Source organism: Amycolatopsis sp. NBC_01488, assembly GCF_036227105.1.
Classification (GTDB): Bacteria; Actinomycetota; Actinomycetes; order Mycobacteriales; family Pseudonocardiaceae; genus Amycolatopsis.
In genome coordinates this window covers 6146580-6169897 of record NZ_CP109434.1, presented here as the reverse complement: position 1 = coordinate 6169897, position 23318 = coordinate 6146580, and the positions used below count along the sequence as shown (strand labels likewise).

The window sequence follows — 23318 nt, the reverse complement described above, 5'->3', positions numbered from 1 at the left end:
CGATCAGGAGGCCGCAATGGCGCTGCCCGAAGTCCCCCCGTCCACCGTCCTCACCGAGGCCGACGAACGGCGCTCCGCCCGCGGCGGCGCGTTCTCGATGTTCGTCGACAGCTTCGACGTGTACCTCCCGGCGCTCGTGCTGCCGGCCGCCATGGCCTACTTCATGCCCGCGAACCTGTCGCCGGCGATCCGCGCGACGTTCACCACGCTGCTGTTCACGATCGGGCTGCTCGCGCGACCGATCGGCAGCGTCATCTTCGGCAACCTGTCCGACCGGATCGGCCGCAAACCCGTCACCATGATCAGCGGCTGGGGCTTCACCATCGTCACCCTGCTCATCGGGCTGCTGCCCGGATACGCGGCGTGGGACTACGGCGCGATCGCCGTGTTCGCCGTGCTCCGGCTGATCGGCGGGATCTTCCTCGCCGGCGGCTACGCAGCACCGATCCCGCTCGCGCTGGAACAGGCGAAGCCCGCGCGACGCGGCCGTGTTGGCGGGCTCATCGGCGTCGCGGCGCCCGGCTCGTTCCTGGTGATCAACCTGCTCCTGCTCGGCCTGCTCGACGTGCTGCCGCACAGCGGTTTCCTGACCTGGGGCTGGCGGATCCCGTTCCTCCTCGGCTTCGTGCTCGGCCTGGTGTACCTGTGGCACTACCGCGGCGTGAAGGAAGACGACTCGGTGTTCGCCCAGCGCCGCAAGGGACGGCAACCGGTGATGGAACTGTTCACGACGCACCGCTCTCTGTTCGTCAGCGTCTTCTTGTTCACCTGCGGCTACTGGTTCGCCACCCAGATGTCGGTGTCGTTCCTCCCGACGCTGCTGGTGCAGGTGCTGGACCAAAGCCCGCGGCTGTCCTCCACGGTCGAGATCATCAGCTCGGTCCTCACGATGATCCTGATCCTGGTGCTCGCCGCGGTCGGCCAGCGGATCGGGCGGCGCGCGCTGCTGATGCGCTGGGCACTTGTGCTCACATTCGTCGTGGGCGGCGCGTTCGCGCTGCTGGCGGTCGCCGCCCGCGCGGGTGCGCCGGCGTGGGTGATCGGGCTGATCGCCGTCGTGGCGAAGGTCCTGCCGTCCGCGCCGCTCGGCGTCATCCTCGTGTACCTCAACGAGCGGTTCCCGGCTTCCGTGCGGGCGAGCGGGTACGGCATCGGGTACATGTTCGGGCTGATCCTGCCGGGTCTCTACACCTTCTGGCTGCTGGGCCTCAGCTCGATCATGCCGTACGAGTTCACCCCGATCGCGCTGATCGTCTTCGGCGGGCTGCTGATGTTCGCGGCCGTGCGCGGGGGTCCGGAGACCAACGGCGTCGCCGAACCCGCCCCGGTGGCCGAGCGGGAGGTGGCACGGTGATCCTCACCGACGACGAGAAGGCGATGCGCGACGGCACCGACGGACCCGCGGTAGCGGCGGCGATGGACCTGCTCATCCGCTACGGCGACGCCCTGGGCGCATACCGGCTGTGCGATACCCGGAACGTGGCCGGCACGAGCACCCAGCCGTCTCCGGTGAAGGCGAAGCTCGTGGCCGAGGGCGGCTGGAACAAGGCCTTCGCGGTGCTCAACCTCGACTGTGACGACATCGTCGAGATCCCCGACATGCGGGTCCCCACCTGCCAGCTGCAACAGGGCTTCGGCCCGGACTCGGTGGGCGTGGTGCCCTACCCCAAGGAGTTCGTCGAGCTGCAGACCGACGCCGAAGCGTTCTACGGCAAGCGCGGGGTGAACATCCTGGCCACCTGCACGCCCTACCAGGTCGGCAACCTCCCGGTCCGCGGCGAGCACTGCGCGTGGATGGAGTCCTCCGCGGTCGTGTACGCCAACTCCGTGCTCGGTGCGCGAACCAACTGCGAAGGCGGGACGTCGACCGGCGCGGCGGCGCTGACCGGGAAGATTCCGTGCTGGGGCAACCACCTGCCGGAGAACCGGTTCGGTACGCACCTGATCGAGGTCGACGCGGGCGTCCGCGACTTCCTGGACTGGGGCATGCTCGGCTACTTCGCCGGCCGGCTGGTCCAGGACGAACGGCCGGTGATCACCGGGGAGTTCGCGCGCCCCGACCTCGTCGACCTCAAGCACTTCGGCGCGGCCGCGGCGTCTTCCGGCGGGGTCGAGCTCTACCACCTGCCGGGGATCACGCCCGAGGCGCCGACGGTCGAAGCGGCCTTCGACGGCCCGGCACCCGAATCCGTCCACTATGGACTCTCGGAGCGGCGCGAGATCTACGAAACCCTGAACGACCAGGGCCGCTCGACCGACGTCGACTTCGTCCTGCTGGGCTGCCCGCACGCGTCGATCGACCAGATCCGGGCCGCCGCCCGCGCGCTGGACGGCAAGCGGCTGCACTCGGGGACGCAGCTGTGGATCATGGCGCCGCGGGCCCTCAAGGCGGTGGCGGACCGCAGCGGCTACACGGCCGTGATCGAGGCGGCGGGCGGGAAACTGCTCGCCGACTCGTGCCCGGCGATGTCCCGCGTCGCGCCCCCGGGCACCCGCGTCTTCGCCACCGACTCGGCGAAACAGGCGCACTACCTGCCCGCGATCCTCGGGATCGAGGCGTGGTTCGGCTCCCTGGAGGACTGCGTGGACGCCGCGGTCGCCGGTCGCTGGCGAGGCGGGCTGCGATGACGATCCTGCGCGGGCGGACCGTCGTACCCGGGTCCGTCGAAGGCGAGGCCCTGGTTTCCCACGAGACGATCTCCGGCTGGGGCGGCATCGACCCGGCCACCGGGACGATCACCGAGCGCCGCCACGAGCTGCACGGAGTGTGTTTCGCCGGCAAGATCCTCGTCTTCCCCGGCGCGAAGGGATCGTCGGGCTGGTCGGCGTTCTTCCAGTCGACCCGCCTGCTGGGCACCGCGCCGGCGGGAATGATCTTCACCGTCATGACGACGAAAGCGGCGCTGGGCGCGGTGGTGACCCGGGTGCCCGCACTCAGCGACCTCGACCGCGACCCGGTCGAGGTCATCCGCACCGGCGACCGCCTCCGCCTCGACGCCGACCACGGGTTCGTCGAAATCGTCCAGAGAGACGACGGCATGCGACGGCCGCGCTAGCCGCCGCAGCTCCGCCGGATCGACCGCCAGCGCCGAACAGCCGGTAACCTGGCACGAACATGGGGCCCCAGAGGCGTGACCAGGGTTCGCTGCGCGACATGATCACGGTGCTGTCCGGTCTCGGCACGGGGTTGTCCGCCACTCTCGCCACCGGCTACACCAAAGTCATGGAAATCCCGCCAGCGCTCACCGGTCCCCCGTTACCTTCTTCGTAGTTCCTGATCAAGGAGCTGTGGTCACCAGGCCCGGCATGACTAGCGCCCCCAGTCGAACGCATGATCCGGGGGGGATGGTGTCACCGGGTCTGGTGGCATCGAGGGACCGCTGAATAGGGACACGGCCACCGACTGGTAGGTCTCGTCGTAACGTGGGTGCCGGCGCTCGATGCCCGATCGGTGACCACGTCGCGGCGAACGAAGGCTTGGTGGATGAGCAGCAGTTTCAGCGTGTTCCTCGGCCTGGACGTCGGCAAAGACGCCCACCACGCGGTCGGTCTCGACCCGGACGGCAAGCGGCTGCACGACGGGCCGCTGCCCAACACCGAACCGAAATTGCGGGCGCTGTTCGACAAGCTCGCCGCGCACGGGCCGCTGCTGGTCGTGGTTGACCAACCGGCCACGATCGGGGCACTGCCGGTTGCGGTCGCCCGCGCCGCGGGCCATCAGGTGGCCTACCTGCCCGGGCTGGCGATGCGCGCATCGCCGACCTCTACCCCGGCCGCGCCCGATGACCAGGCGGGCTGTTGCCTCCATAACGGAACATCACCCGAACTAACGCGCGAACGGTCGCCAGGTTCGGTGAAGGCGTGGTGCCAGCACCAAGCCGGGCGACGGCGTTCCGGGTGTTGGCGGAGCTCGAAGCGATGACGGACGCACACCAGTACGAAGTTGTGAACACCAATGGCGACGCCGAGTGCCAACAACAGTCGGAGACAACCAACAACACGGTGAACGCCGACGCGGTGACCGCGCTCGTACAGGCCGGATTGATCACCGGTGGCATCCACCAACACCCGCCCGCATCGCGACCGTCGGAACCCGCGCCGCGCCAACTGCTAGCGCTGGCCGACGTCTCCGGCGCCGCAACTAACGACGGGCACAGGTCATCCAGTGGACCGCCGACGGCGGGGCGCCCAGTTGCGGCCTGAAAGTTTCACGGGATTGCGCTCTTTTTCGTCGCAAGCCATAGACATGTTTGACACCACAAGTCGACCCCGCTTATCGTTCTGTCCGAACCGGTTCGAACATGATTGCTTACCGACCGATGCTCTGCTCCGCGGGCATGAAGCCGGTAGACGAGTCCATAGTGGACCTCTCCATTTTGGCGGCCCCGGCGGTAGTGGCGATGGGTCCGATGATCGGTGTATCCCCGTAGACGCGACACCCGCGAAAGGGATTTCTTGATGCGTCAGAACAGCCCTCGCACGCTATCCCAGCGCTTCGCCCGCGCAGCGCTGGCCGGCGCCACACTCCTCGCGATCATCGACACGGTACACCCCGCCGCCGCAGCACAGCCGGCCGTCGCAACACCGCCGGCCCCCGCGGCCGCAGCTGCCGGCGCCGCCGCGATCGCCTCGGTCGACCTGGCCGGGACGTGGAGTTTCACGCCGACGGGTCGGGGGGCGACCTCGATCACCGTGCCCGGCGGCGGCTGGTACAAGCAGGGCTTCACCGACGTGAACGAGGCGGTGTACTCGCGCACCATCACCGTGCCCGACTCGGGTCAGCCGCAGTCGACGTGGATCGAGTTCGGGGCGGTCGATCACCAGGCGGCGCTGTCGGTCGACGGCCGGGTGGTGGCGACGCAGACCACGGCGTTCACGCCGTCGAATTTCGACATCACCGCCTACGCGGCCCCCGGCAGCACCCACACGATCAGCGTCGACGTGAAGGGCCGCGGCGCGTTGAAGGCATCCAACGGCCGGTACCTGGTGCCCGACGCCGCCGAGTGGTCCGAGGCGGTCCCCCAGGGGATCTACCGTTCGGCGTTCCTGCGGACGTACCCGGCGGTGTCCGTCAGCGACACATTCGTGCGTACGTCGGTGGCGAACAAGACGTTGAGCTACGACGTGTCGGTGCGCAACACGTCGGGCAGTTCCCGGTCGGTGACGTTGACCGGGTCGCTGTCGTCCGACAACGGAACGGCTTTCAGCTACCCGGAACTGCCCAGCCGTACGGTCACCGTGGCGGCCCACTCGACCGCGACCGTGACCGTCGGGCCGGTCGCGTGGAACCTCGACAGCACCTCGTACTGGTGGCCCAACGTGCCGTACCGGCCGGGGTACCGGGCGCAGCTGCACCGGCTGACGGTGCACGCCGTCACCGATGACGGGCACACCAGCGACGCCACGTACCGGTTCGGCTTCCGGGAGGCCACCCAGAACGGTGACTACTACTACCTCAACGGCGTGCGCGTGAACTTCCGCGGCGACAACCTCCAGGGTGCCGACTACGACCGGATCAACAACGGCGGCAAGGGCGACGCGTACGACACGCTGCCCGGCTTCCTGCCCCCGTCGTCCGGCAACGGCGGCTGGCCCCAGACGGTGGACAACTACCAGCGGCTGAATTTCAACGTGCTGCGCGTCCACCAGGAGCCGGCCAGCCCGTACATGCTCGACGTGGCCGACGAGATGGGCCTGATGATCATCGACGAGACCGCGATCCGCGGCTCCCAATCCGGGCAGGACTGGATCGCCGGGCACGACAACATGGTCAACCACGCCCGTGCGCTGGTCCTGCGCGACCGCAACCACCCCGCGGTCATCCGCTGGAGCCAGGCCAACGAGCCGAACCAGAGCGGCCAGGATTCCGAACAGTTCGAGAAGGACCTGTACGCGGCGATCAACGGCGCCGACGGCACCCGGCCGGTCATTGTCGAGCTGGGCGTCGGCGCGAATGTCAACGGGTATCCCGGGATGGCGTACGCCAACTTCGCGGTGATCCCGCACTACGTCGACGGCTTCGGCCGGTACGGGGAAGGCCTGATCACCGTGAACGGTCGGCCCGACGGCGAGGGCGAGTACATCTGGCCGGCATGCAACACCAAGCAGGGCTTCGAGTGGTTCGCCACGGCAACCCTGGCCAAGCGCGGCAAGAACGCCACCGACCTGCGTCCGTACACGCTGCTGTCCGCCTGGGCCGGCGTCGTGCCCGGAGTGCGGACCACCGACTTCACCCCGGAGGAGGGCGGTCGCCCCATTTACGGCGCGGACAACCTCCCGGACCCCTGGAGCAACCCGCAGATCCAGCGCGTGCAGGCGGCGTTCAACCCGGTGGCCGCGGTCGACCTCCCGTACTGGTCCGCCTCCGGCACCTCGGACTCCAACGGCACCTTCCCCCTGCCGCAGGCCGTGCCCAACTACGCCCGGAACGCCACGGTCACCCGCACCATCACCGTCTTCAACGACGACCTCGCCGACACTTCGGTGGGCTTCACCTGGACGGCGCGGCTCGACGCGCCGGACGGCGCGATCGTCGCGTCCGGAAGCACGACCCTGACCGTCCCGCTCGGCTCGCGGGTCACCCAGCCGGTGTCCTTCACCACCCCGGCCACCGGCAACCGCGTGTACCTGCAGCTGTCGACCACGAAGTCCGGTAGCCCCGTCTTCACCGACGCGGTGGAGTACTTCAACCTCACCGGAAGCGGCGGAGGCGGACCCGCACCGGGCACCTACCACGTCGTCAACCGCAACAGCGGCAAGCCGCTCGCTGTCGCGGGCAACTCCACCGCGGACGGCGCCAAGGTGGTCCAGCAGAGCGGCACCGCCACCTGGACCATCGCCACGACCTCCGACGGCTCCTACACCCTCCAGTACGTCCCGAGCGGAAAGGTGCTCGACGTCAACGCCAGCAGCAGCACGGCCGGGCTGCAACTGCAGCAGTGGACGGCCAACGGCGGCACCAACCAGATGTGGTATCTGCGGTCCACCGGCAACGGCTACTACACCATCGTCAGCCACGACAGCGGACTGGTGGCGGACGTCTCCGGTGCGGCGACGAGCGACGGGGCGCAGGTCGTGCAGTGGACCGCCAACGGCGGGGCCAACCAGCAGTGGCAACTGAACCGGGCCTGACCGGACAACCCGGTTCTCGCCTGCTGCAGTGGCCCCAGGTTCGCGTGCCACTCCCGCCGCCGGTCGTAGTCTGCCCGCGCGCACTCGCCCAGTCGCCGAATCTGCTTGTGGGACAACGACTCCGGGCGAGTGCGCGCTGGTTCCCCGACGAACTGCTGCAAGCCTTCCGTGCGGGCCGGCGTGAGGTTGTCCAACCCGGCCGTGCTCACACGTCCCTCCAACGCGCCGGCGGAGAAGTCGTCGCCGCCGTCCAAGCCGTTTGCCGGTCGAGCTTGCCGCCTGGGTCGCGGCCTCCCCCCGCAGGGTCGCGGTGCCGACCATCGCCCAGTTCTGACCGTCCGTCGAGCAGTAGCCAGTGCAGGTCGCGCCGGAACGGACCAGCCTGAGGTGCACCGGAACCGTGGCGGGAATGGTCCCCGCTGCCCGGGGTCACGAAGTCGATGTACGGGGTTGCCGTCGCTGTTCCACTCCAGCTGGATGCAGCCGGAGCAATGCTTGAAACCTGTGGATGGCTGGGAAGGGGGCGTACCTTCCCGGTGACCGGTTGAGGTTTCCAAGCATGGCCGACGCGCCAACGTCGGCCGGGAAGGTACGACCCGATGCTGAGCGTAGTCCCTGATCCTGCTGCTGGTGATGATGGTGCGGCGGGCGGCTCGTCCGTGTCGTCGGTGATCGATGAGCTGGTGCGTGAAGGCGCGCGGCGGATGCTGGCCGAGGCGTTGCAGGCCGAGGTCGAGGCCTATATCGCCCGGTTCGCCGGCGAGCGTGATGAGAACGGGCATCGCCTGGTGGTGCGCAACGGTCACCACGAACCGCGCGAGGTGCTGACCAGCGCGGGCGCGGTGCAGGTGACCGCGCCGCGGGTCAACGACAAGCGCATCGACCCCGACACCGGCGAACGCGAGCGGTCTCCTCGGCGATCCTGCCGCCGTGGGCACGCAAGACCCCGAAGATCACCGAGGTGCTGCCCTTGCTGTACCTGCACGGCCTGTCCTCGGGGGACTTCGTGCCGGCGCTGGGTCAGTTCCTCGGGTCGGCGAAGGGCCTGTCGGGTCCGGTGATCACGAAGCTGACCGAGCAGTGGAAGGCCGAACAACGCGCCTTCGCCGAACGTGATCTGTCCACTGTGGACTTTGTTTATCTGTGGGCGGACGGGATCCACGTCAACATCCGCCTGGAAGAGCAGAAACTGTGCCTGCTGGTGATGATCGGGGTGCGCGCCGACGGCCGCAAGGAGCTCGTCGCGCTGGCTGACGGGTACCGCGAGTCGGCCGAGTCCTGGGCGGATCTGCTGCGCGATGCCCGCCGCCGCGGGATGCGTGCCCCGGTGCTGGCCGCGGGCGACGGGGCACTGGGGTTCTGGGGCGCGCTGCGGGAGGTGTTTCCCGAGACCCGGGAGCAGCGCTGCTGGTTCCACAAGATCGCCAACGTGCTGGCGGCGCTGCCCAAGTCCGCGCATCCCGGGGCGAAGAAGGCCCTCGCGCAGATCTGGAACGCCGAAGACCGCCGGCACGCCCTGGACGCGGTGAAGGCGTTCGATGCCGCCTACGGCGCGAAGTTCCCCAAGGCCGCCGCCAAGATCACCGACGACATTGACGTGCTGCTGGCGTTCTACGACTATCCGGCCGAGCACTGGATCCACCTGCGGACCACGAACCCGATCGAGTCAACCTTCGCCACCGTGCGGCACCGCACCAAGGTCACCAAGGGTCCTGGCTCCCGCGCGGCGGGGTTGGCGATGGCATTCAAGCTCATCGAAGCGGCCCAGGCTCGCTGGCGCGCGGTCAACGCGCCCCACCTGGTCGCCCTCGTCCGTGCCGGCGCACGGTTCGAGGCAGGCAAACTCGTCGAACGCCCCACCGAACACACCCCACCCGCAGCCGCCTAAAAGATCTTCATCCACAGGTCTTGACTATTGCTCTGCAGCCGGACGGCGAGACACAGAGGACCACGCCTTCGGTCCGGAGCCGATAGCGGTCATGCCGTTGATGGGTTGGACGACTGCAGACCTGGCCGGTGTCGGGCGAGGAAATGCCACGGACTTGAGACTGATCATGGGTGACACCGTCGTGAGACAGCCGAGAAACCCCAGGTCACACAAGATCGACATGTCATGCGCCGTGAGACCTTACAGGCGGTGTAGGGTCTCAAACTTCATGGCGGATTCTCATTTGCGACGGCGGGCGATTGGCGGATCCGCCAGGTAACTGAGACAACTGGACGGAGTGTCCGGTTTTCGTCAGTACTGATGGATCAGGTCGAGGGAGACCTGCCACAGTTTCTGGGCGGCGTCGGGGTCGAGTGCCCATCGCTTGACGGCATGGCTGTTGCCGTGCAGTTCGGCATCGTCGGGCACGGTGCCGGCTTCGTTGCCGTCGTCGAGGTAGCGGCCTCCACTGTTGGCGAACTCGGGAGCGGTCGCGGCGACCAGGGTGGTGGCGGCGCCTTGCTGGACGCTCTTGTACGCGAAGACGCCTGCGGCTTCCAGCCGGTCGAGGTGGTCTTTCATGTCCTGGGTGAAGTCCCGTTGCAGGCCAGTAGAAACGCCCCCAGGGTTGACCGCGTTGGCGACGATTCCGTCGGCCGTCCATCGTCGGGTGGCTTCCACGGCGAACAGTGAGTTCGCCGTCTTGGACTGCCCGTAGGCGAGCTGGGGGTCGTAGGCGCGGTGGGTGAAGTGGATGTCGTCGAACACCACGGGTGAGTACATGTGCGCCCCGGAGGTCAGCGCGACGATCCGGGCTTCGCCACGCTCGGCCGCGCCGGCGGCGAGGGCGTCGTGCAGGCCAACGGCCAGGGCGAAGTGGCCGAGATGGTTGGTCGCGAACTGCAGTTCCCACCCGCGCGGGGTTCTGGCCAGCACCGAGGCCATGATGCCGGCATTGTTGATCAACAGATGGAGCGGGCCGTCCCAGTCGTCGACGAAGCGGGTGATCGTGGCGGGGTCGGCGAGTTCGAGGTAGGCGACGTGGACGGCGCCGTTCCCCGTGGTGGCGGCGATGTTGTTGGCAACCTCGGTGCCGGCGTCGGTGTTGCGCACGGCGATGGTGACTTCGGCGCCGGTGCTGGCGAGCGCGCGGGCCGTCTCGCGACCGAGGCCCGATGTGGCGCCGGTGACGATGGCGCGGACGTCGGCGAGGTCGAGTCCGGCGACGACATCCTCAGCGGTGCTGGTGGCGTCGAAAGCAGTACTGATCAGCGATGTGCGAGACATCGGTACCTCCAGAGAGTTGATGACGGCGCTACCAACGTACTATACAAGTTACCCATAGTTTGTATAGTAGGTATGGTGAATACAGTCGCGTGGCGAATACCCCCAGTCCGTGACGTGAGGAGGGTTGTGAGCGGCATCGATCGGCGTACTCACGTGCTGGACGCGGCCTTGCTGGTCTTCGCCCGCTACGGCTACCGCAAGGCGTCGATGGACGATGTGGCGAAGGCCGCGGACATCTCACGACCTGGCCTGTACTTCTACTTCTCGTCCAAGCCCGAGCTGTTCCGGGCCGCCGTGGAGCACGCGCTCGAGGACAGTGTCACGGCGGCGCAACTGGCCCTCGCCGATTCCGACCGGCCGCTGTGCGAGCGGCTGATCGAGGCTTTCGACCACTGGGCCGGCCGCTATGTCGGACCAATGGCCGAGGAGATCGGCATACTGATCGACTCGAACCCCGAACTGCTGGGCACGATGCCGGTCGAGTACCCGAAGCGCTTCCTCGCGATCGTCACCGACGCCCTCGCCGCCACCGACGACCATCCCACCCGCATCCAGGTCCCGCCGACCGACGTGGCCAAGACCCTGCTCAGCACGGCGACGGGTATCAAACACGATGTGCGCACCCGTGACGAGTTCCGAGCGCGGATGACCACCGCGATCGACCTCTACTACACTCGCTGAACTCCCCTGTCACGGCGCGGTCAGCCGCACAACCTCAGAACCGACGAATGTGGACGGCACCGGAATCTGGCAGGCGCTGCAGCCACTCTTCGAGACGGTGCCACTCAGCACCACGTCTGAAGATATGCCAGGGACTTGAGACTGATCTTGGCGACATCCCCGTGAGACAACACGCAAACCTGCAGGTCACATAAGATCAACATTTCGCTGGCCGTGGGAGGAGATTTGTCGCGTCGCTGCTCCTGTCGGAGCGAAGGCATAGCGCCGAACCCGTGGTTCCCCCTGCCGGTTGCCGATCTGGGCCCGGTGGTGGACCGCGGGTCGGTCGCGTTCAGCCTGGCGGCGCAAGGCGAGTGCACCGCCACGGCGGCAGGCGCTCTCCTCGTGCAGCCGGCAGACCAAAGCGTCCAGCTCCGGGTCGTCGCCGGTGCTGGAAACGATGTCGTTGAGCTCGTCGACCCGGTCGGACGCGAGGGCCCGGCGTGTTGAGGCGTTGCGCCGCGGCTTGGTGACGCGCATGGCGGGGTTGGCGCGCTCGTCGAGGCGTCCGTCGTTGACCAGGTGCTTGTAGAGGCAGCGCATGGCGGCGATGAAGTTCTCCGCGGCGTTGCGTCCGCCGCCGGAGTTGCGGCGGACACGGGCGGTGCTGCGGACGTGCTCGGCCATCGCCTTGATCTCGGTGGCCGTGATCGTGTCCATGGGCCGCTCGCCCCACCTGGCTTCGGCCTTCTTCCAGTACGACCCGTAGGAACTGGCCGTGCTCGGCGACACGAGGCCCGCGACGACGGGGATCCATTCGCCCAATGTCGGCATCGGCGGGCGCTCGTCGTCGGTGTTGCTGGTGTGTGCGTCACCGATGAGGTCGGCGGGATCGACGCCGAGGCGCGACAGCAGCAGCCGCGCCGCTTCGAGGTCTTCGGTGGTGGCGGTCATGAAGCCTCCTCGGGGGCGGCGAGGGAGGTGTGGAAAGTGCGCAGCATTGCCTGCACGGCGGCTTCCGGATGCACGATGAGCACGTCGTGCACGGGATCGGCGACCAGCAGCAGACGGCTGCCCGCCAGGGCTCCACAGCCGCGGCGCACCGGCGCGGGGAGCGCGACGTAGGGCTTGCGGGGCATGACGAACACCCCGTCCGGACGCCGGCGGATCACCACCGAGGTCCGGACGCGGGTGATCAGCAGGCGATCTCCCGGGCTCCAGCCGAGGGCGGCGACGGCGCCACGGTCCTGCAGCCGCCCTCCCCCGTCCATCAGCGCGATAGACAACCGCGGATCATCGAACGCATGAAGATCACGCAACGGCGGCAAGCCCATCGGCACAGGCGCGGAGGCCACGCGTTCCGGGTCCGGCGCAGTGATCCGGCCGGGCAGGGCCACTGAGGGGATGCGGGTCATGCGACACCTCCCCGGCGTGCTGCGCGAAGGGAGGGCGCGTTCAAGATCAGCGTAGCCGAGACCGGCGGGAGCTGAACGCGAGAAAACCTGCCGTAGCGGGCCAGTTACTCTGTGGTTTGGGAGATCTCCCACGTATTTGTGTCCGAGGACCGAGTTGATCTATAACCCCACCTTGAGGTTCGCGGTTGACCTGCAGCTGTAGTCACGGCTGCGCTGGCTGACGAAGCACTCTGCCCGACCACACGAATCTGCGAACGGCATACAAGTCGCTTGGACAACCGAAGTTGCCCGATCGGCTGCGGCAGACAGCGCCTGCCCGGTCCCCGCTTCCAGTGCAAGCGGAAGCGGCTGATTCTGTCGGACCTTGCTGAGAGAGTCCTCGTGTGTACCGACACCTGGATCCCGGTCCCGCACCGCCGGCGTCATCTGCAGCCGCTTCCACCGTGATGCGCCGGACCAGGAGGTCAGGCACCCGGCCGGAGATCGCGCTCCGGCGTGCGCTACACCGCCGAGGTCTTCGATTCATCGTCGACCAGCCGGTTCCAGGCGGGAATCGGCGCCGTCGGGTCGATGTGCTCCTGCGAGGCACGCGCATCGCAGTCTTCGTCGACGGTTGTTTCTGGCACTCCTGCCCCGAACACGGTCACCTTCCCGTTGCGAACAGGAGCTGGTGGCGGCTCAAACTCCGCGGTATCGCCAGGCGTGACCGCGATACCGACGCTGTCTTGGCTGCGATGGGGTGGTTGGTCGTCAGAATCTGGGAGCACGAAGATCCTGTCGAAGCCGCAACACGTTTGGAGCATGTCACCCGCGCGAGAAAGCTGACGGTGAAGCGAAGCACCCGCCGCCGCTTCGCAGCGGCACCTGACGAAGATTAGCCAGCGACCTCGGAGCACCTCGCGCAGCAAGAGCTCGCCCGGCTTCTCACAGCGTCACGCCGAAGAGTCGTTTGGCCAGTCGACCGGTCCTCGTGAAGCGCAACACTCCGCGCACCACGAGGAACCGGTCGTTCGCCACAGCCCGACTCACTCTGGCCAGCACCTGACCAGCGTCGGCTCGGGCGTGTAAAGGCCATCTTCGACGTTGAACGCCTGGAGTGCGATCAAGCACTCCACTTCCTTCTCGGGCTCGTCGACCGCGAACCCAGCCGCCACGTCGAGATCACCCCTGGAGAACCGTTCCGAGACACCCATCGAAAGGATCCCGCCGAAAGCACGTGACAACCGCTCGTCGTCGGTCAAACCGGTTGCACTGAGCAGCTCGCTCCGTCCCATTGCCGTCCCAAGGTCGCGTTCCACCAGGCGCAAGGCCTCATGTTCGTCGGTGCCGGGTGTGCCGGCTGCTTCCCCCACGCCTTTGACCAGCTGTTGCACCCTGGATCGAGACCAGCACTGATCGAAGCTTCACAGACCGCGTCGATGACCGGAGCCGGCGCATTGAGTTCGGTGATTGCGTAGGCATCGAGCCAATGAGTGAACAACCTCATGTCGCGACGGGTGTCGTTGTCCGGTATCACCAGGCAACCGCCGCACAGCAGCGTGGCGAGGATCTCGACGACGGACACGTCGAAGCTGATCATCGTGAACATCGCGGTACGCAGATCCTGACCGGTCGGCGCCCCGGCACAGCGCCAAGTCAGGAGGTTCACCAACGCACCGTGCGTCATCACGACACCCTTGGGAGTACCGGTGGAACCCGAGGTGTAGATCACGTAGGCCGGGTGCTCGGCCAGGAGTGGTGTCACTCGCTCCGCATCCGTGGGGTTGCTCCCGGCACCAGAGGCCGTCGCGGTGCTGTCCAGCAGCAAACGAGCGCAGGGGGTGCGCAGGTCACCCGCGGCGCCGGTCGTGGTCAGCACCATCGCAGGCGCGGCATCGGCGAACATGGTCGCGATCCGCTCGGCCGGATAGGCCGGATCGATCGGGAGGTACGCCGCGCCGACCTTGAGAACGGCCAGCACGGCGGCCACCAGTTCCGCCGAACGGTTCGCCATCACCGCGACGATCCGCTCCGGCCCGGCTCCCCGCCGGATCAGCTCGTCGGCGAGCTGGTTGGCACGCTCGTTCAGCTCCCGGTAACTCAGCAGGACACCGTCGTCCTCCACCGCCGGGGCTTCCGGAGTTCGCCCGACCTGCGCCTCGACGAGTTCGGCCACCGATACGTCCCGGCGTGGGCGTGCCGTGTCGTTCCACTCCTTCAGCAAGCGGTGACGCTCCCGGGGGTCGACCACCTCGATCACGCGGATCCGGACATCGGGATCCGCTGCCGCCGACTCCAGCGTCCGCACGAGTCCGTTCGCCATGGTGGTGATCGTGCCGCCGTCGAACAGGTCGGCTCGATACGTGATCGTGCCCAGAATTCTTCCCGGCTCACCGTTTGCGGTTCGTTCCTCGTTGAGGCAGATGTTCAGGTCGAATGTTGCGGTCTTGTTCTCGAACGTCACCTCGTGCAGCTCGATCCCGCCCATGTCGAGGATCGGCAGGTACGGTGAGCCGTACTGGAAAAAGATCTCGAACAGCGGCGTGCTGTCCTGCAGACGAACCGGATTGACGGCTTCGACGACCTTCTCGAACGGCACCTCCTGGTTCGCGAACGCGGACAGGTCGACTTCGCGGATCTGCTGGAGCAGGTCGGCGAAGGTGAGGTCCCCTGATGTGTCGGTACGGAGGACCAGAGTGTTGGTGAAGTAGCCGACCAGATCGTGCAACGCCTCGTCCGACCGGCCGGAAACGACGGTGCCTAGCGAGAGGTCGGTGCGGCCTCCCAGACGTGTCACCAGTGCCGCGATCGCGGCGTGGGTGATCATGAACATCGTGGTGCCGGTGCACGACGCCAGCTCGAGCAGAGCCCGGTGCACGGCCGGTTCGATCTCGAAGGCGACTTCACGGGCGGTGGCGTCCTGCGACCTGCGATCGAGTGGCAGGCCCGTTTCCCGGGATGCGTCGGCCAGGGTGGAACGCCAGTAGTCCAGGTGCTTCGCCAGGAGACTGCCCGCTTCTTCACCGTTGCCCAGCAGTTCGTGCTGCCACAGCGTGTAGTCGGCGTATTGCACGGGCAGCTCCGGCCAGGACGGCGCTTCGCCTGCTGTGCGGGTCGCGTAGGCGGTGCCGAGGTCGCGCCAGAACACGTCCTCGGACCAGCCGTCGAAAGCGATGTGGTGTGCCACCACGGCGAGCACGCCCTCGTCGGCGCCTGTCCAGACGAGCTCGGCACGCAGCGGGATGTCCATAGCCAGGTCGAACGGGCGCTCCACGACCTCACGCACTATCGGATCGGCCACCTGGGCGGGCACGGATGTCAGGATCGGGGCCAGTTCCGCGGCGGGTACCACGTGCTGGCTGGGTTCTCCGTGCACGGATGGAAAGCGGGTGCGCAGGCTTTCGTGCCGGAGTACGACGTCGTGCAGTGCCGAAGCGAGCGCGGGTTCGTCGAGCGGGGCGGAGAACCGCCAAACCATCGGGACGTGGTACGCGGTGTCCTTCGGGTCCAGCTGGTGGAGGAACCAGAGTCCCCGTTGGGCGAACGAAAGAGGGATCACGGCTGTGCTCCTTCGGCTACAGCGGAATTTCGTCGCGGGTGCAGGAGCTGCCCTTCACGCGTACGACGCCGCAACATCGGCCGGGACCGACCGGCCTCGAAGTTCGCCGAGGTGGTCAGCCCGGCCACGGTGGGGTAGTTGAACAGGTCGCGAATCGACACTTCGACGTTCATCGCCGTCCGGATCCGAGCCAGCAGCCGGGCGGCGAGCAGCGAGTGCCCACCGAGGTCGAAGAAGCTGTCGTCGATACCGACCTCGGGCAGTGCCAGGATCTCCGCGTACAGCTCGCACAGCTGTTGTTCCCGGGGAGTACGCGGCTTCCGGCCCTCGATCCAGATCTATGACAAACGCAATCCCGGGAGTGGGCTGCTGACCGCAGGGACCCCGCCGGTGCCGACACCCCTGGCGACCAATGGCCTGTGGTCGGCCTTCCAGCCGGCCACCAGCCTGTGTGTCACCACGAACAGGGGCGACGGTGTCGTCCGCCACGACGCGCTCGCCGACCGCTGGGTGATCAGCCAGTTCGCGTTCAATGTGGACAGCAGCAACAACCCGATCGCGCCGTTCCACCAGTGCATCGCGGTGTCGAAGACCGCGGACCCGGTGACCGGAGGCTGGTATCTGTACGACTTCCTGGTCAGCAACCAGCGTTTCAACGACTACCCGAAGATGGGCATCTGGCCGGACGGCTACTACTTCACCTTCAACTGGAACGGCGACGCCGGACCGGGCGGGGTGTACGCCTTCGACCGCGCGAACATGCTCAACGGCAATCCGGCCGGTTTCGTCTGCTTCGGCTGCGACACCGGACTCGGGCTCAACAACGGCGACGGTTTCTCCCACCTGGGCAGCGACAACCAGCTGCTGCCGGCCGACCTCGACGGGGCTACGCTGCCCGCGTTCGGCGCACCGGAAACGATCACCCGCTTCACCGGCGGAAACACCTTGCGCAGTTTTCGCGATGCACGTCGACTGGCAGGTTCCCGCGAACTCGACGATCACCCAGCTGCCCGACGTGACCCGTCGCGAACTTCAACTCGAGCCTGTCGGGGATCCCGCAACCGGACACCACACAGACTCTCGATCCGTTGTCGGACCGGCTGATGTTCCGGTTGCAGTACCGCAACTTCGGCGATCACGAGACGATGGTGGTCAACCACACCGTCAACGTCGACGGCGCCGGCCACGCGGGGGTCCGCTGGTACGAGCTGCGCCGCTCCGGCAGCCCGAACTGGACGCTGTACCAGCAGGGCACCTACGCACCGGACAACGCGCACCGGTGGATGGGCAGCATGGCGATGGACAAGGCGGGCAACGTCGCGCTCGGCTACAGCGTGTCCAGCGCACCGGCCACGCCGACCGCGCTCGACCCGAAGATCTACCCGTCGATCCGCGCCAGCGGGCGCCTCGCCGGTGACCCGCTCGGCCTGCTGCCGCAGGGCGAGCTCAGGATCAAGGACGGCAGCGGGTCGCAGACCGGCAAGGACACGGCGGGCATCGGACGCTCGACGACCTGCCCGCCGGGGACGTCCCGTTCGCGGTCGCCACCCCGCCGAACTGCACGATCACCGGCCAGCACGTGCGGTGTGACCTCGGCACGCTCGCGTCCGGCGCGTCGGTGCCGATCCAGATCCGCACCCAGCTCGATGCGGGCTACGACGTGCCCAGCTCCGGGCCGGGCACGGTCACCGACACGGCGACGGTCAGCGCGGACCAGTTCGACCCGAACACGGGCAACAACTCCGCGTCGGCGTCCGTGATCGTCAACGAGCAGGCCGACCTCGCGGTCAACAAGTCCTGCGACACCAGTGTGCTGGCCGGGCAATCCGGCAAGTGCACGATCTACGTCGACAACAACGGCCCGTCCACCTCGCGCAACATCGCGCTCACCGACACCGCGACCTCCGACGGCTCGTTCACCATGAGCTCGGCGACCCCGAGCCAGGGCAGCTGCGGTGCGCTGCCGCCGCCGAACACGACCAGCGCGTCGATCACCTGCCAGCTCGGCAACCTCGGACCGGCCACTCCGGGCGGGCCGGGCCGGGCGACCCTGGTGGTGGGCTACATCGCCAGCGAAGGCCAGACCATCAGCGACAAGGCCACCGCGACCGCGGACACGCCTGACCCGAACAGCGCCAACAACAGCCAGAGCGCGTCCCTGCCGGTGACCGCGCTGGCCGACCTGCAGATCACCTCGGCCACGGCCGACCCGAACCCGGTGATCGCGGGCCAGACGCTGACCTTCGCGGTGACCGTGCGCAACGCCGGTCCGTCGACGGCGAAGAACGTGGTGCTCAAGGACGCGCTGCCCGCCGGGGTGAGCGTCACGTCGATCACCCTGCCGTCCGGCTCGAGCTGCAACACGGGGGTGCCCGGCGATCCGTTCCAGCCGGCCACCTGCGGGCTGGATCTGCTCGGCCCCGGTGCCACCGCGACCATGACGATCGTGACGACCGTCGGGCCGCGCACCACCGGGACACTGCACGCCGACGCCTCGGTCAGCAGCGCGACGCTCGATCCGAACAACTCGAACAACTTCGCGCACACCGACACCACGGTCGCCACCCAGGCCGACCTCGGCGTCGCACTGGCCGACTCGCCCGATCCGGTGACCGCCGGCACCTCGCTGACCTACACGGCGACGGTCAGCAACACCGGGCCGTCCACCGCCCGGACGACGACGCTGCTGGAAAACCTCGACAACAACGTCACCTTCCAGTCGGCGAGCATCTCCAACGGTGGAGCCGGCACCTGCGCGCAGGTGGTGGGCAACCCGCACCAGATCCAGTGTCAGCTCAACGACCTGGATCCCGGGCAGTCCGTCACCGTCTACACCCAGGTCCTGGTCAGTCCCTCCGCACCCAGCGGCAGCACCCTGACCACCACCGCGACCGTCAGCACCAGCAGCGGCGATCCCAACGGCGCCAACAACGCCGCCACCGCCCCGACCAAGGTGCAGACCAGCGCCGACCTGGCCGCGGCGATCACCGCACCATCGCACGTGTACCAGCCATCCAGCACGGTGACCTACACCGCGACGATCACCGACAACGGCCCGTCCGACGCGCAGGCCGCGGTGTTGACCATCACCCTGCCCGGCACCAAGGTCGGCAACTACGTCTCCGACAACGGCGGAGCCGCGTGCACCCACACGGCGACCGGCACGGCCACCACCGTGACGTGCAGTTACGCCACCTTGGCCGCGGCGGCCAACCGCTCGGTCCAGGTCGTCTACTTCTTCCAGGGCAACCAGAAGATCCAGACGGCCACCGACAAGGTCGGCTCCGCGACCACCGATCCGATCACCACCAACAACACGGCGAGCTGGACGGTCGGCCCCAAGTGACCACCACCCGGCAACACCGGTGACCAGACAGTGCCGAGGCGGACACCCATCAGCGGGGTCCGCCTCGGCGCTGTTGTGCCGGCGGATACCCGAGCCAGGCGGCAGCGTTGCCGGGGACCACTCGTTACCGAGGTCTCCCCCGCCGCGACCGCGGTCCGCTTGAGCCGCAGGGCCGCCCGGTGCAGCGAGTGGGTGGAGCCGTCGACACCGATCTGGCCGTCCACCGCGTGCGCGGCGAAGCAGTCCGGTCGCGGCAGCCAGGGCGCCGCGGCGGTACCCGGCGGGGAGAACCCGAAGTTCGCGCCGTCGGCGGACCAGGGCAGCGGCATACGGCAGCCGTCGCGGCGTAGTCGGCTCCGCCGGACCCGTTCCAGGCTGGGTCCTGGCACCGGTCCCCCCGGGAGGTCGAGCACTTCGGGCAGGCCGAATTCCTCGCCCTGGTACAGGAACTGGGAACCGGGCAGGGTCAGCAGCGCGAGCGTGGACGCCCGGGCCCGGCGTTGTCCCATGGGGACGTCGACTTCGTCGTCGTCTGCACGTCTGGCGAGGTCAGCGCCGCATGCGGGCGGCACAGGTCGGCCGCGACCACGGTGGCGTTCGGGTTGCCCTCGAGGATGAGGCGGCTGTGGGCGACGGCGACCTCGTCGTAGTCCACGTACACGACCCGGCGTCCGGGATCCGCGTGCTGGGCCACCTCGTGCACGTTGCCGACGGTCGGGATGCCGGAACCCAGGCCCAAGAACTGGGTGATGCCCTGGGTGATCATGTACCGCACCGCGCGGCGCAGAAACGCCCGGTTGGACGCGGCGACCTGCCGACCCGACGGCAGGACCGCCATGACCTTTTCACCGACGGCGCGGTCGGCGTCGAAGTTGTGGCTGCCGCCCAGGAGCCAGTCGTAGACCCGGGCGGCGCTGGGCAACCTGATGTCAACGCCCTCGGGAATTCGCCCACCCGCCACAGACACCGCACACTTCGCACAGATCGATCTTCCCGGGTCCCGTCGTCACGCCGAGAGTATGGCAACCACCGGTGAATCGCTCACCTCGCTGGGCTGTCCGACCGGCGCAAGATCGACACCCGCGATCACCCGTAATGGCGTCACGTCGGCCGACGATGACCGGTGACCTGGATTGTCCGTGGCCAGTGAATACTCCCCATAGGCGGCCAGATAAGGCCCCGCTGATGGCCACCGGGTTCCCCGTGGACGGCCAGATATCTCCCCGGTAGATCGTCCGGGATGTCGTGCGGCAAGGCTGCGCGACGTGAAGAGCAGCAGGGAGATCATGGAGATCCTCGAGGCGTATGACCTCACGGGGAGTTACCGCGCCGCGGCGGAGCTCGCGGGGTGTGACCACCACACCGTCGCGCGGTATGTAGCCCTGCGGGAGGCCGGTGAAGCACCGGTCGCGCGGGAGCACCGCGTTCGCCCGATCGACGAGTACCTGCCGAAGATCGAGGAGCTGGTGGTGCGCTCCAACGGCCGGGTCCGCGCTGATGTGGTGCATCAGCGGATCACCGCGATGGGCTTCACCGGAGGTGAACGCACCACCCGACGGGTGGTGGCGCAGGTGAAACAGCGGTTGCGGGCCGGTCAGCGGCGAGTGTTCCGGCCGTGGATCGTGGAGCCCGGACTGTGGTTGCAGTGGGATTGGGGCCACGGACCGAAAATCGCCGGTAGGCAGACGCAGCTGTGGTGTGCGTGGCTGGCGTGGTCGCGGTTTCGGGTGGTGATCCCGGTGATGGACAAGACCCTGCCGACGATCGTGGCGTGCCTGGACACCACCCTGCGACGAATCGGCGGTGTTCCGACGTATGCGTTGACCGACAACGAAAAGACAGTGTCGGTGGACCATATCGCGGCGATCGCGGTCCGCAACCCCGACATCGTCGAAGTGGGCCGGCACTACGGGATGACGATCCGCACCTGCATCCCGGCGGACCCGCAGACCAAGGGCGGGTCGGAGGCGACGGTCCGGATCGCGAAGGCCGATCTGGTGCCCACCGACACCAACCTGCTGGAGGAGTACCGCAGCTTCGGCGAGCTCGAGACAGCCTGCCGGGAGTTCTGTGAGCAGGTCAACGACCGGCCGCACCGCGAGACCCACCGCCGCCCCGTTGAAGCGCTCGCGGAGGAACGCCAACGGCTGCATCCCTTGACCCGTAAGCCGTTCACTGTCGCGTTCGGCACCACCCGGCGCGTCAACTGGGACGGCACCGTCTCCGTTGAGGGCGTGCGGTATTCGGTGCCGCACCAGCTGGTCGACACCCGGGTCTGGGTCCGCTTCCACGGCGACGACCTGATCGTCACCTCGGTCGATGACAACGGCCCCGCCGAGGTCGCCCGGCACGCTCGTTCGACACCGGGCAACCCGTCGATCAAGGACGAGCACTACCCACCACGCCCCGATCACCACGGCGACCGGACCCCGCGAGCCAGCTCGGCGGAGGAGGCGGCGTTCCTGGCGCTGGGCAGCGGCGCGGCAGCCTGGTTGACCGAGGCCGCGGCCACCGGCGCGCGTCGGATCCGCCCGAAGATGGCCGAAGCAGTCACCCTGGCGAAGCTGCATCCCGCCGAGGAGGTTGATCGGGCGCTGGGGATCGCGGCGATCGCCGGGCGGTTCGCCGAGAACGACCTGATCCGCATCCTGACCCACAACACCGGCCGCGACACCGCCGAACCCTCGCGGGCCAGTGAGGACCACAGCCTCCAGCCGGGCACCTCGGCCTGGTCCAGCTTCGGCCTCCCCACCAGCGACAACGACTCTGAAAGTGACGTGTGATGACCTCTGGACTGCGCGTCGCCGGCCCCGCCGGTGACCCCCTCGCCGAAGCCGTCGCGCTGACGAAACGGCTGAAACTGCCGCACCTGCGGCGCGCGTTGACCGACCTGATCCCGACCGCGAAGGCACAACGCTGGGACCCGGCCGAGGTCGTGCGGGTCCTGCTCGCCGAGGAAGCCGCCGGCCGCGACGCCGCGAACCTGCGAACGCGGCGCAAACGCGCCGCGTTCCCCGCAGGCAAGACCTTCGGCGACTGGGACGAGCAAGCCTCCTCCATCGCCCGCCCCACCCAAGACTCGCTGAAGACCCTGGAATGGGTGCGGAACAAGGAAAACCTCTGCATCTGCGGACCGTCCGGGACCGGCAAATCACACTTCTGCGAAGCCCTCGGCCAAGCTGCGATCGAAGCGGGGCTGACCGTCGCCTGGTTCACCATCGAAGACCTAGGCGCACTCGTGCGCCGGCACCGGGTCGACGACTCCATCACCCGAGCCCTGGCCCGGCTGATCCGCACCGACTTGATCATCATTGACGACATCGGGCTGCTGCCGGTCAGCCCCGACGCAGCTGAAGGGTTCTACCGGCTGGTCGACGCCGCCTACGAACGCCGCGCGCTAGCCGTGAGCTCGAACCTGCACCCCTCAGGATTCGACGAGATCATGCCGAAAACCCTGGCCACCGCCACGGTCGACCGGCTCCTGCACCACGCGCACGTCGTCGTCACCCAAGGTGACAGCTTCCGGCTCGCCCAAGCTACCTCCGGACAGGGGGTCAGGCCGTTGCGTTGATCTGAGTCCTACCCAGGCGGGGAAATATCTGGCCGTGAGCGGGGACGTCCGCTTGGCCGCCAGCGGGGAGAACATCTGGCCGCCTACGGGGAGGAAAAACTGACCATTGACACTGGATTCGCGCGCGTCGCGGGGATGGCCTCCAGGCAATCTCCCGGCGACGTGCGCGAGCACGTCGACAGGGGGCGCAGCCGATTGACGTCCTGGACCTCGCCTCAGGTCACGGCGTTCGGGCAGCGGTTCGCTCACTGCGGTGGGCGTCCACTGGGCGTGCCGCAGTGACACGGTCGAGGGCCGCGACGTGGCAGCCGCGGTTCCCGGCTTTGGCGCGAGTGGCCAATCGGCCACTCGCGCCATCACGGTCAAGGGCTGAGGCGCTGATCACGCTCCGTAGCGTATGGTGTCGCATGGCCGTGTAAGTGCCCACCTTTTCGTCGTTGATA

General features: G+C 68.0%; 19 protein-coding genes and 2 pseudogenes. 13 read left to right on the top strand and 8 right to left on the bottom strand.

Annotated features, from left to right (window positions below; all coding sequences use genetic code 11):
• Positions 1 to 16 precede the first annotated feature (16 nt).
• From OG738_RS29230 to OG738_RS29200, 7 genes and pseudogenes are all read left to right on the top strand, one after another.
• Positions 17 to 1354 carry an MFS transporter gene (locus OG738_RS29230; protein WP_329045655.1) on the top strand — a complete coding sequence of 446 codons (1338 nt, stop codon included), beginning with the start codon at positions 17 to 19 and terminating at the stop codon, positions 1352 to 1354.
• Positions 1351 to 2628 carry an aconitase X catalytic domain-containing protein gene (locus OG738_RS29225; RefSeq protein WP_329045654.1) on the top strand — a complete coding sequence of 426 codons (1278 nt, stop codon included), beginning with the start codon at positions 1351 to 1353 and terminating at the stop codon, positions 2626 to 2628. The genes OG738_RS29230 and OG738_RS29225 overlap by 4 nt, the downstream gene beginning before the upstream one ends.
• The gene (locus OG738_RS29220) at positions 2625 to 3056 is read left to right on the top strand and encodes an aconitase X swivel domain-containing protein (protein WP_329045653.1); all 432 of its coding nucleotides are present in this window, start codon (positions 2625 to 2627) and stop codon (positions 3054 to 3056) included. The genes OG738_RS29225 and OG738_RS29220 overlap by 4 nt, the downstream gene beginning before the upstream one ends.
• A gap of 59 nt (positions 3057 to 3115) precedes the next feature.
• Positions 3116 to 3271 (top strand): hypothetical protein, encoded by a 156-nt coding sequence (locus OG738_RS29215; protein WP_329045651.1) that lies wholly within the window; start codon positions 3116 to 3118, stop codon positions 3269 to 3271.
• A 213-nt stretch (positions 3272 to 3484) separates the two neighbouring features.
• A pseudogene (locus OG738_RS29210) lies at positions 3485 to 3783 on the top strand (IS110 family transposase); the annotation flags it as partial.
• Between the two features lie 675 nt (positions 3784 to 4458).
• Complete coding sequence (locus OG738_RS29205) at positions 4459 to 7131, top strand: RICIN domain-containing protein (RefSeq protein WP_329045648.1); 2673 nt, start codon at positions 4459 to 4461, stop codon at positions 7129 to 7131.
• Positions 7132 to 7730: 599 nt separating this feature from the next.
• A pseudogene (locus OG738_RS29200) lies at positions 7731 to 9019 on the top strand (IS256 family transposase).
• A gap of 351 nt (positions 9020 to 9370) precedes the next feature.
• Here the strand turns inward: OG738_RS29200 and OG738_RS29195 are convergent.
• Positions 9371 to 10345, bottom strand: a complete 975-nt coding sequence (locus OG738_RS29195; RefSeq protein WP_329045646.1) for an SDR family NAD(P)-dependent oxidoreductase — start codon at positions 10343 to 10345, stop codon at positions 9371 to 9373.
• 153 nt (positions 10346 to 10498) lie between these two features.
• Here OG738_RS29195 and OG738_RS29190 point away from each other — a divergent pair, with 153 nt between their 5' ends.
• A complete protein-coding gene (locus OG738_RS29190) occupies positions 10499 to 11026 on the top strand; it encodes a TetR/AcrR family transcriptional regulator (protein WP_329045645.1) in 528 nt (175 codons plus the stop codon).
• Positions 11027 to 11212: 186 nt separating this feature from the next.
• On the opposite strand, the gene OG738_RS29185 is transcribed toward OG738_RS29190, so the two are convergent.
• Positions 11213 to 11959, bottom strand: a complete 747-nt coding sequence (locus tag OG738_RS29185; RefSeq protein ID WP_329045644.1) for a hypothetical protein — start codon at positions 11957 to 11959, stop codon at positions 11213 to 11215.
• A complete protein-coding gene (locus tag OG738_RS29180) occupies positions 11956 to 12420 on the bottom strand; it encodes a hypothetical protein (RefSeq protein ID WP_329045642.1) in 465 nt (154 codons plus the stop codon). The genes OG738_RS29185 and OG738_RS29180 overlap by 4 nt, the downstream gene beginning before the upstream one ends.
• 446 nt (positions 12421 to 12866) lie before the next feature.
• Between OG738_RS29180 and OG738_RS29175 the strand changes: the two genes are divergently transcribed.
• A complete protein-coding gene (locus OG738_RS29175) occupies positions 12867 to 13298 on the top strand; it encodes a very short patch repair endonuclease (RefSeq protein ID WP_329056881.1) in 432 nt (143 codons plus the stop codon).
• 147 nt (positions 13299 to 13445) lie between these two features.
• Here OG738_RS29175 and OG738_RS29170 read toward each other — a convergent pair whose 3' ends face one another.
• Genes OG738_RS29170 through OG738_RS29160 form a run of 3 tightly spaced genes read right to left on the bottom strand, consistent with a single transcriptional unit; the run spans position 13446 to position 16251 of the window.
• Positions 13446 to 13661 (bottom strand): hypothetical protein, encoded by a 216-nt coding sequence (locus OG738_RS29170; RefSeq protein ID WP_329045641.1) that lies wholly within the window; start codon positions 13659 to 13661, stop codon positions 13446 to 13448.
• Positions 13658 to 15958, bottom strand: coding sequence for a non-ribosomal peptide synthetase (locus OG738_RS29165; RefSeq protein ID WP_329045639.1), 2301 nt, complete (start codon positions 15956 to 15958; stop codon positions 13658 to 13660). Before OG738_RS29165 ends, OG738_RS29170 begins: the two co-directional genes overlap by 4 nt.
• Positions 15955 to 16251, bottom strand: coding sequence for a phosphopantetheine-binding protein (locus OG738_RS29160; protein WP_329056879.1), 297 nt, complete (start codon positions 16249 to 16251; stop codon positions 15955 to 15957). Before OG738_RS29160 ends, OG738_RS29165 begins: the two co-directional genes overlap by 4 nt.
• A gap of 97 nt (positions 16252 to 16348) precedes the next feature.
• Here OG738_RS29160 and OG738_RS29155 point away from each other — a divergent pair, with 97 nt between their 5' ends.
• A complete protein-coding gene (locus tag OG738_RS29155) occupies positions 16349 to 17062 on the top strand; it encodes a hypothetical protein (RefSeq protein ID WP_329045637.1) in 714 nt (237 codons plus the stop codon).
• Between the two features lie 409 nt (positions 17063 to 17471).
• The gene (locus OG738_RS29150) at positions 17472 to 19304 is read left to right on the top strand and encodes a hypothetical protein (RefSeq protein ID WP_329056878.1); all 1833 of its coding nucleotides are present in this window, start codon (positions 17472 to 17474) and stop codon (positions 19302 to 19304) included.
• On the opposite strand, the gene OG738_RS44760 is transcribed toward OG738_RS29150, so the two are convergent.
• Both OG738_RS44760 and OG738_RS29145 read right to left on the bottom strand, forming a co-directional pair.
• Complete coding sequence (locus OG738_RS44760; RefSeq protein WP_442875818.1) at positions 19190 to 19813, bottom strand: alpha-amylase family glycosyl hydrolase; 624 nt, start codon at positions 19811 to 19813, stop codon at positions 19190 to 19192. The genes OG738_RS29150 and OG738_RS44760 overlap by 115 nt on opposite strands.
• A complete protein-coding gene (locus OG738_RS29145; RefSeq protein ID WP_329056876.1) occupies positions 19771 to 20265 on the bottom strand; it encodes an SAM-dependent methyltransferase in 495 nt (164 codons plus the stop codon). Before OG738_RS29145 ends, OG738_RS44760 begins: the two co-directional genes overlap by 43 nt.
• Before the next feature lie 304 nt (positions 20266 to 20569).
• On the opposite strand from OG738_RS29145, the gene istA reads away from it, so the two are divergent.
• Both istA and istB read left to right on the top strand, forming a co-directional pair.
• Positions 20570 to 22087: an IS21 family transposase gene (gene istA, locus OG738_RS29140; protein ID WP_329045635.1), complete on the top strand. Its 1518-nt coding sequence runs from the start codon at positions 20570 to 20572 to the stop codon at positions 22085 to 22087.
• Positions 22087 to 22875: an IS21-like element helper ATPase IstB gene (gene istB, locus OG738_RS29135; RefSeq protein WP_325021275.1), complete on the top strand. Its 789-nt coding sequence runs from the start codon at positions 22087 to 22089 to the stop codon at positions 22873 to 22875. The genes istA and istB overlap by 1 nt, the downstream gene beginning before the upstream one ends.
• The last annotated feature ends 443 nt before the right edge of the window (positions 22876 to 23318 follow it).

What these genes read in the sequence shown, in the direction of transcription:
- istB (WP_325021275.1), top strand. Translation starts at nt 22,087, where the DNA reads ATGACCTCTGGACTGCGCGTCGCCGGCCCCGCCGGTGACCCCCTCGCC.
- OG738_RS29185 (WP_329045644.1), bottom strand. Translation starts at nt 11,959, where the DNA reads ATGACCGCCACCACCGAAGACCTCGAAGCGGCGCGGCTGCTGCTGTCG.
- OG738_RS29175 (WP_329056881.1), top strand. Translation starts at nt 12,867, where the DNA reads ATGCGCCGGACCAGGAGGTCAGGCACCCGGCCGGAGATCGCGCTCCGG.
- OG738_RS29205 (WP_329045648.1), top strand. Translation starts at nt 4,459, where the DNA reads ATGCGTCAGAACAGCCCTCGCACGCTATCCCAGCGCTTCGCCCGCGCA.
- OG738_RS29215 (WP_329045651.1), top strand. Translation starts at nt 3,116, where the DNA reads ATGGGGCCCCAGAGGCGTGACCAGGGTTCGCTGCGCGACATGATCACG.
- OG738_RS29195 (WP_329045646.1), bottom strand. Translation starts at nt 10,345, where the DNA reads ATGTCTCGCACATCGCTGATCAGTACTGCTTTCGACGCCACCAGCACC.
- OG738_RS29230 (WP_329045655.1), top strand. Translation starts at nt 17, where the DNA reads ATGGCGCTGCCCGAAGTCCCCCCGTCCACCGTCCTCACCGAGGCCGAC.
- OG738_RS44760 (WP_442875818.1), bottom strand. Translation starts at nt 19,813, where the DNA reads ATGGGACAACGCCGGGCCCGGGCGTCCACGCTCGCGCTGCTGACCCTG.
- OG738_RS29220 (WP_329045653.1), top strand. Translation starts at nt 2,625, where the DNA reads ATGACGATCCTGCGCGGGCGGACCGTCGTACCCGGGTCCGTCGAAGGC.
- OG738_RS29180 (WP_329045642.1), bottom strand. Translation starts at nt 12,420, where the DNA reads ATGACCCGCATCCCCTCAGTGGCCCTGCCCGGCCGGATCACTGCGCCG.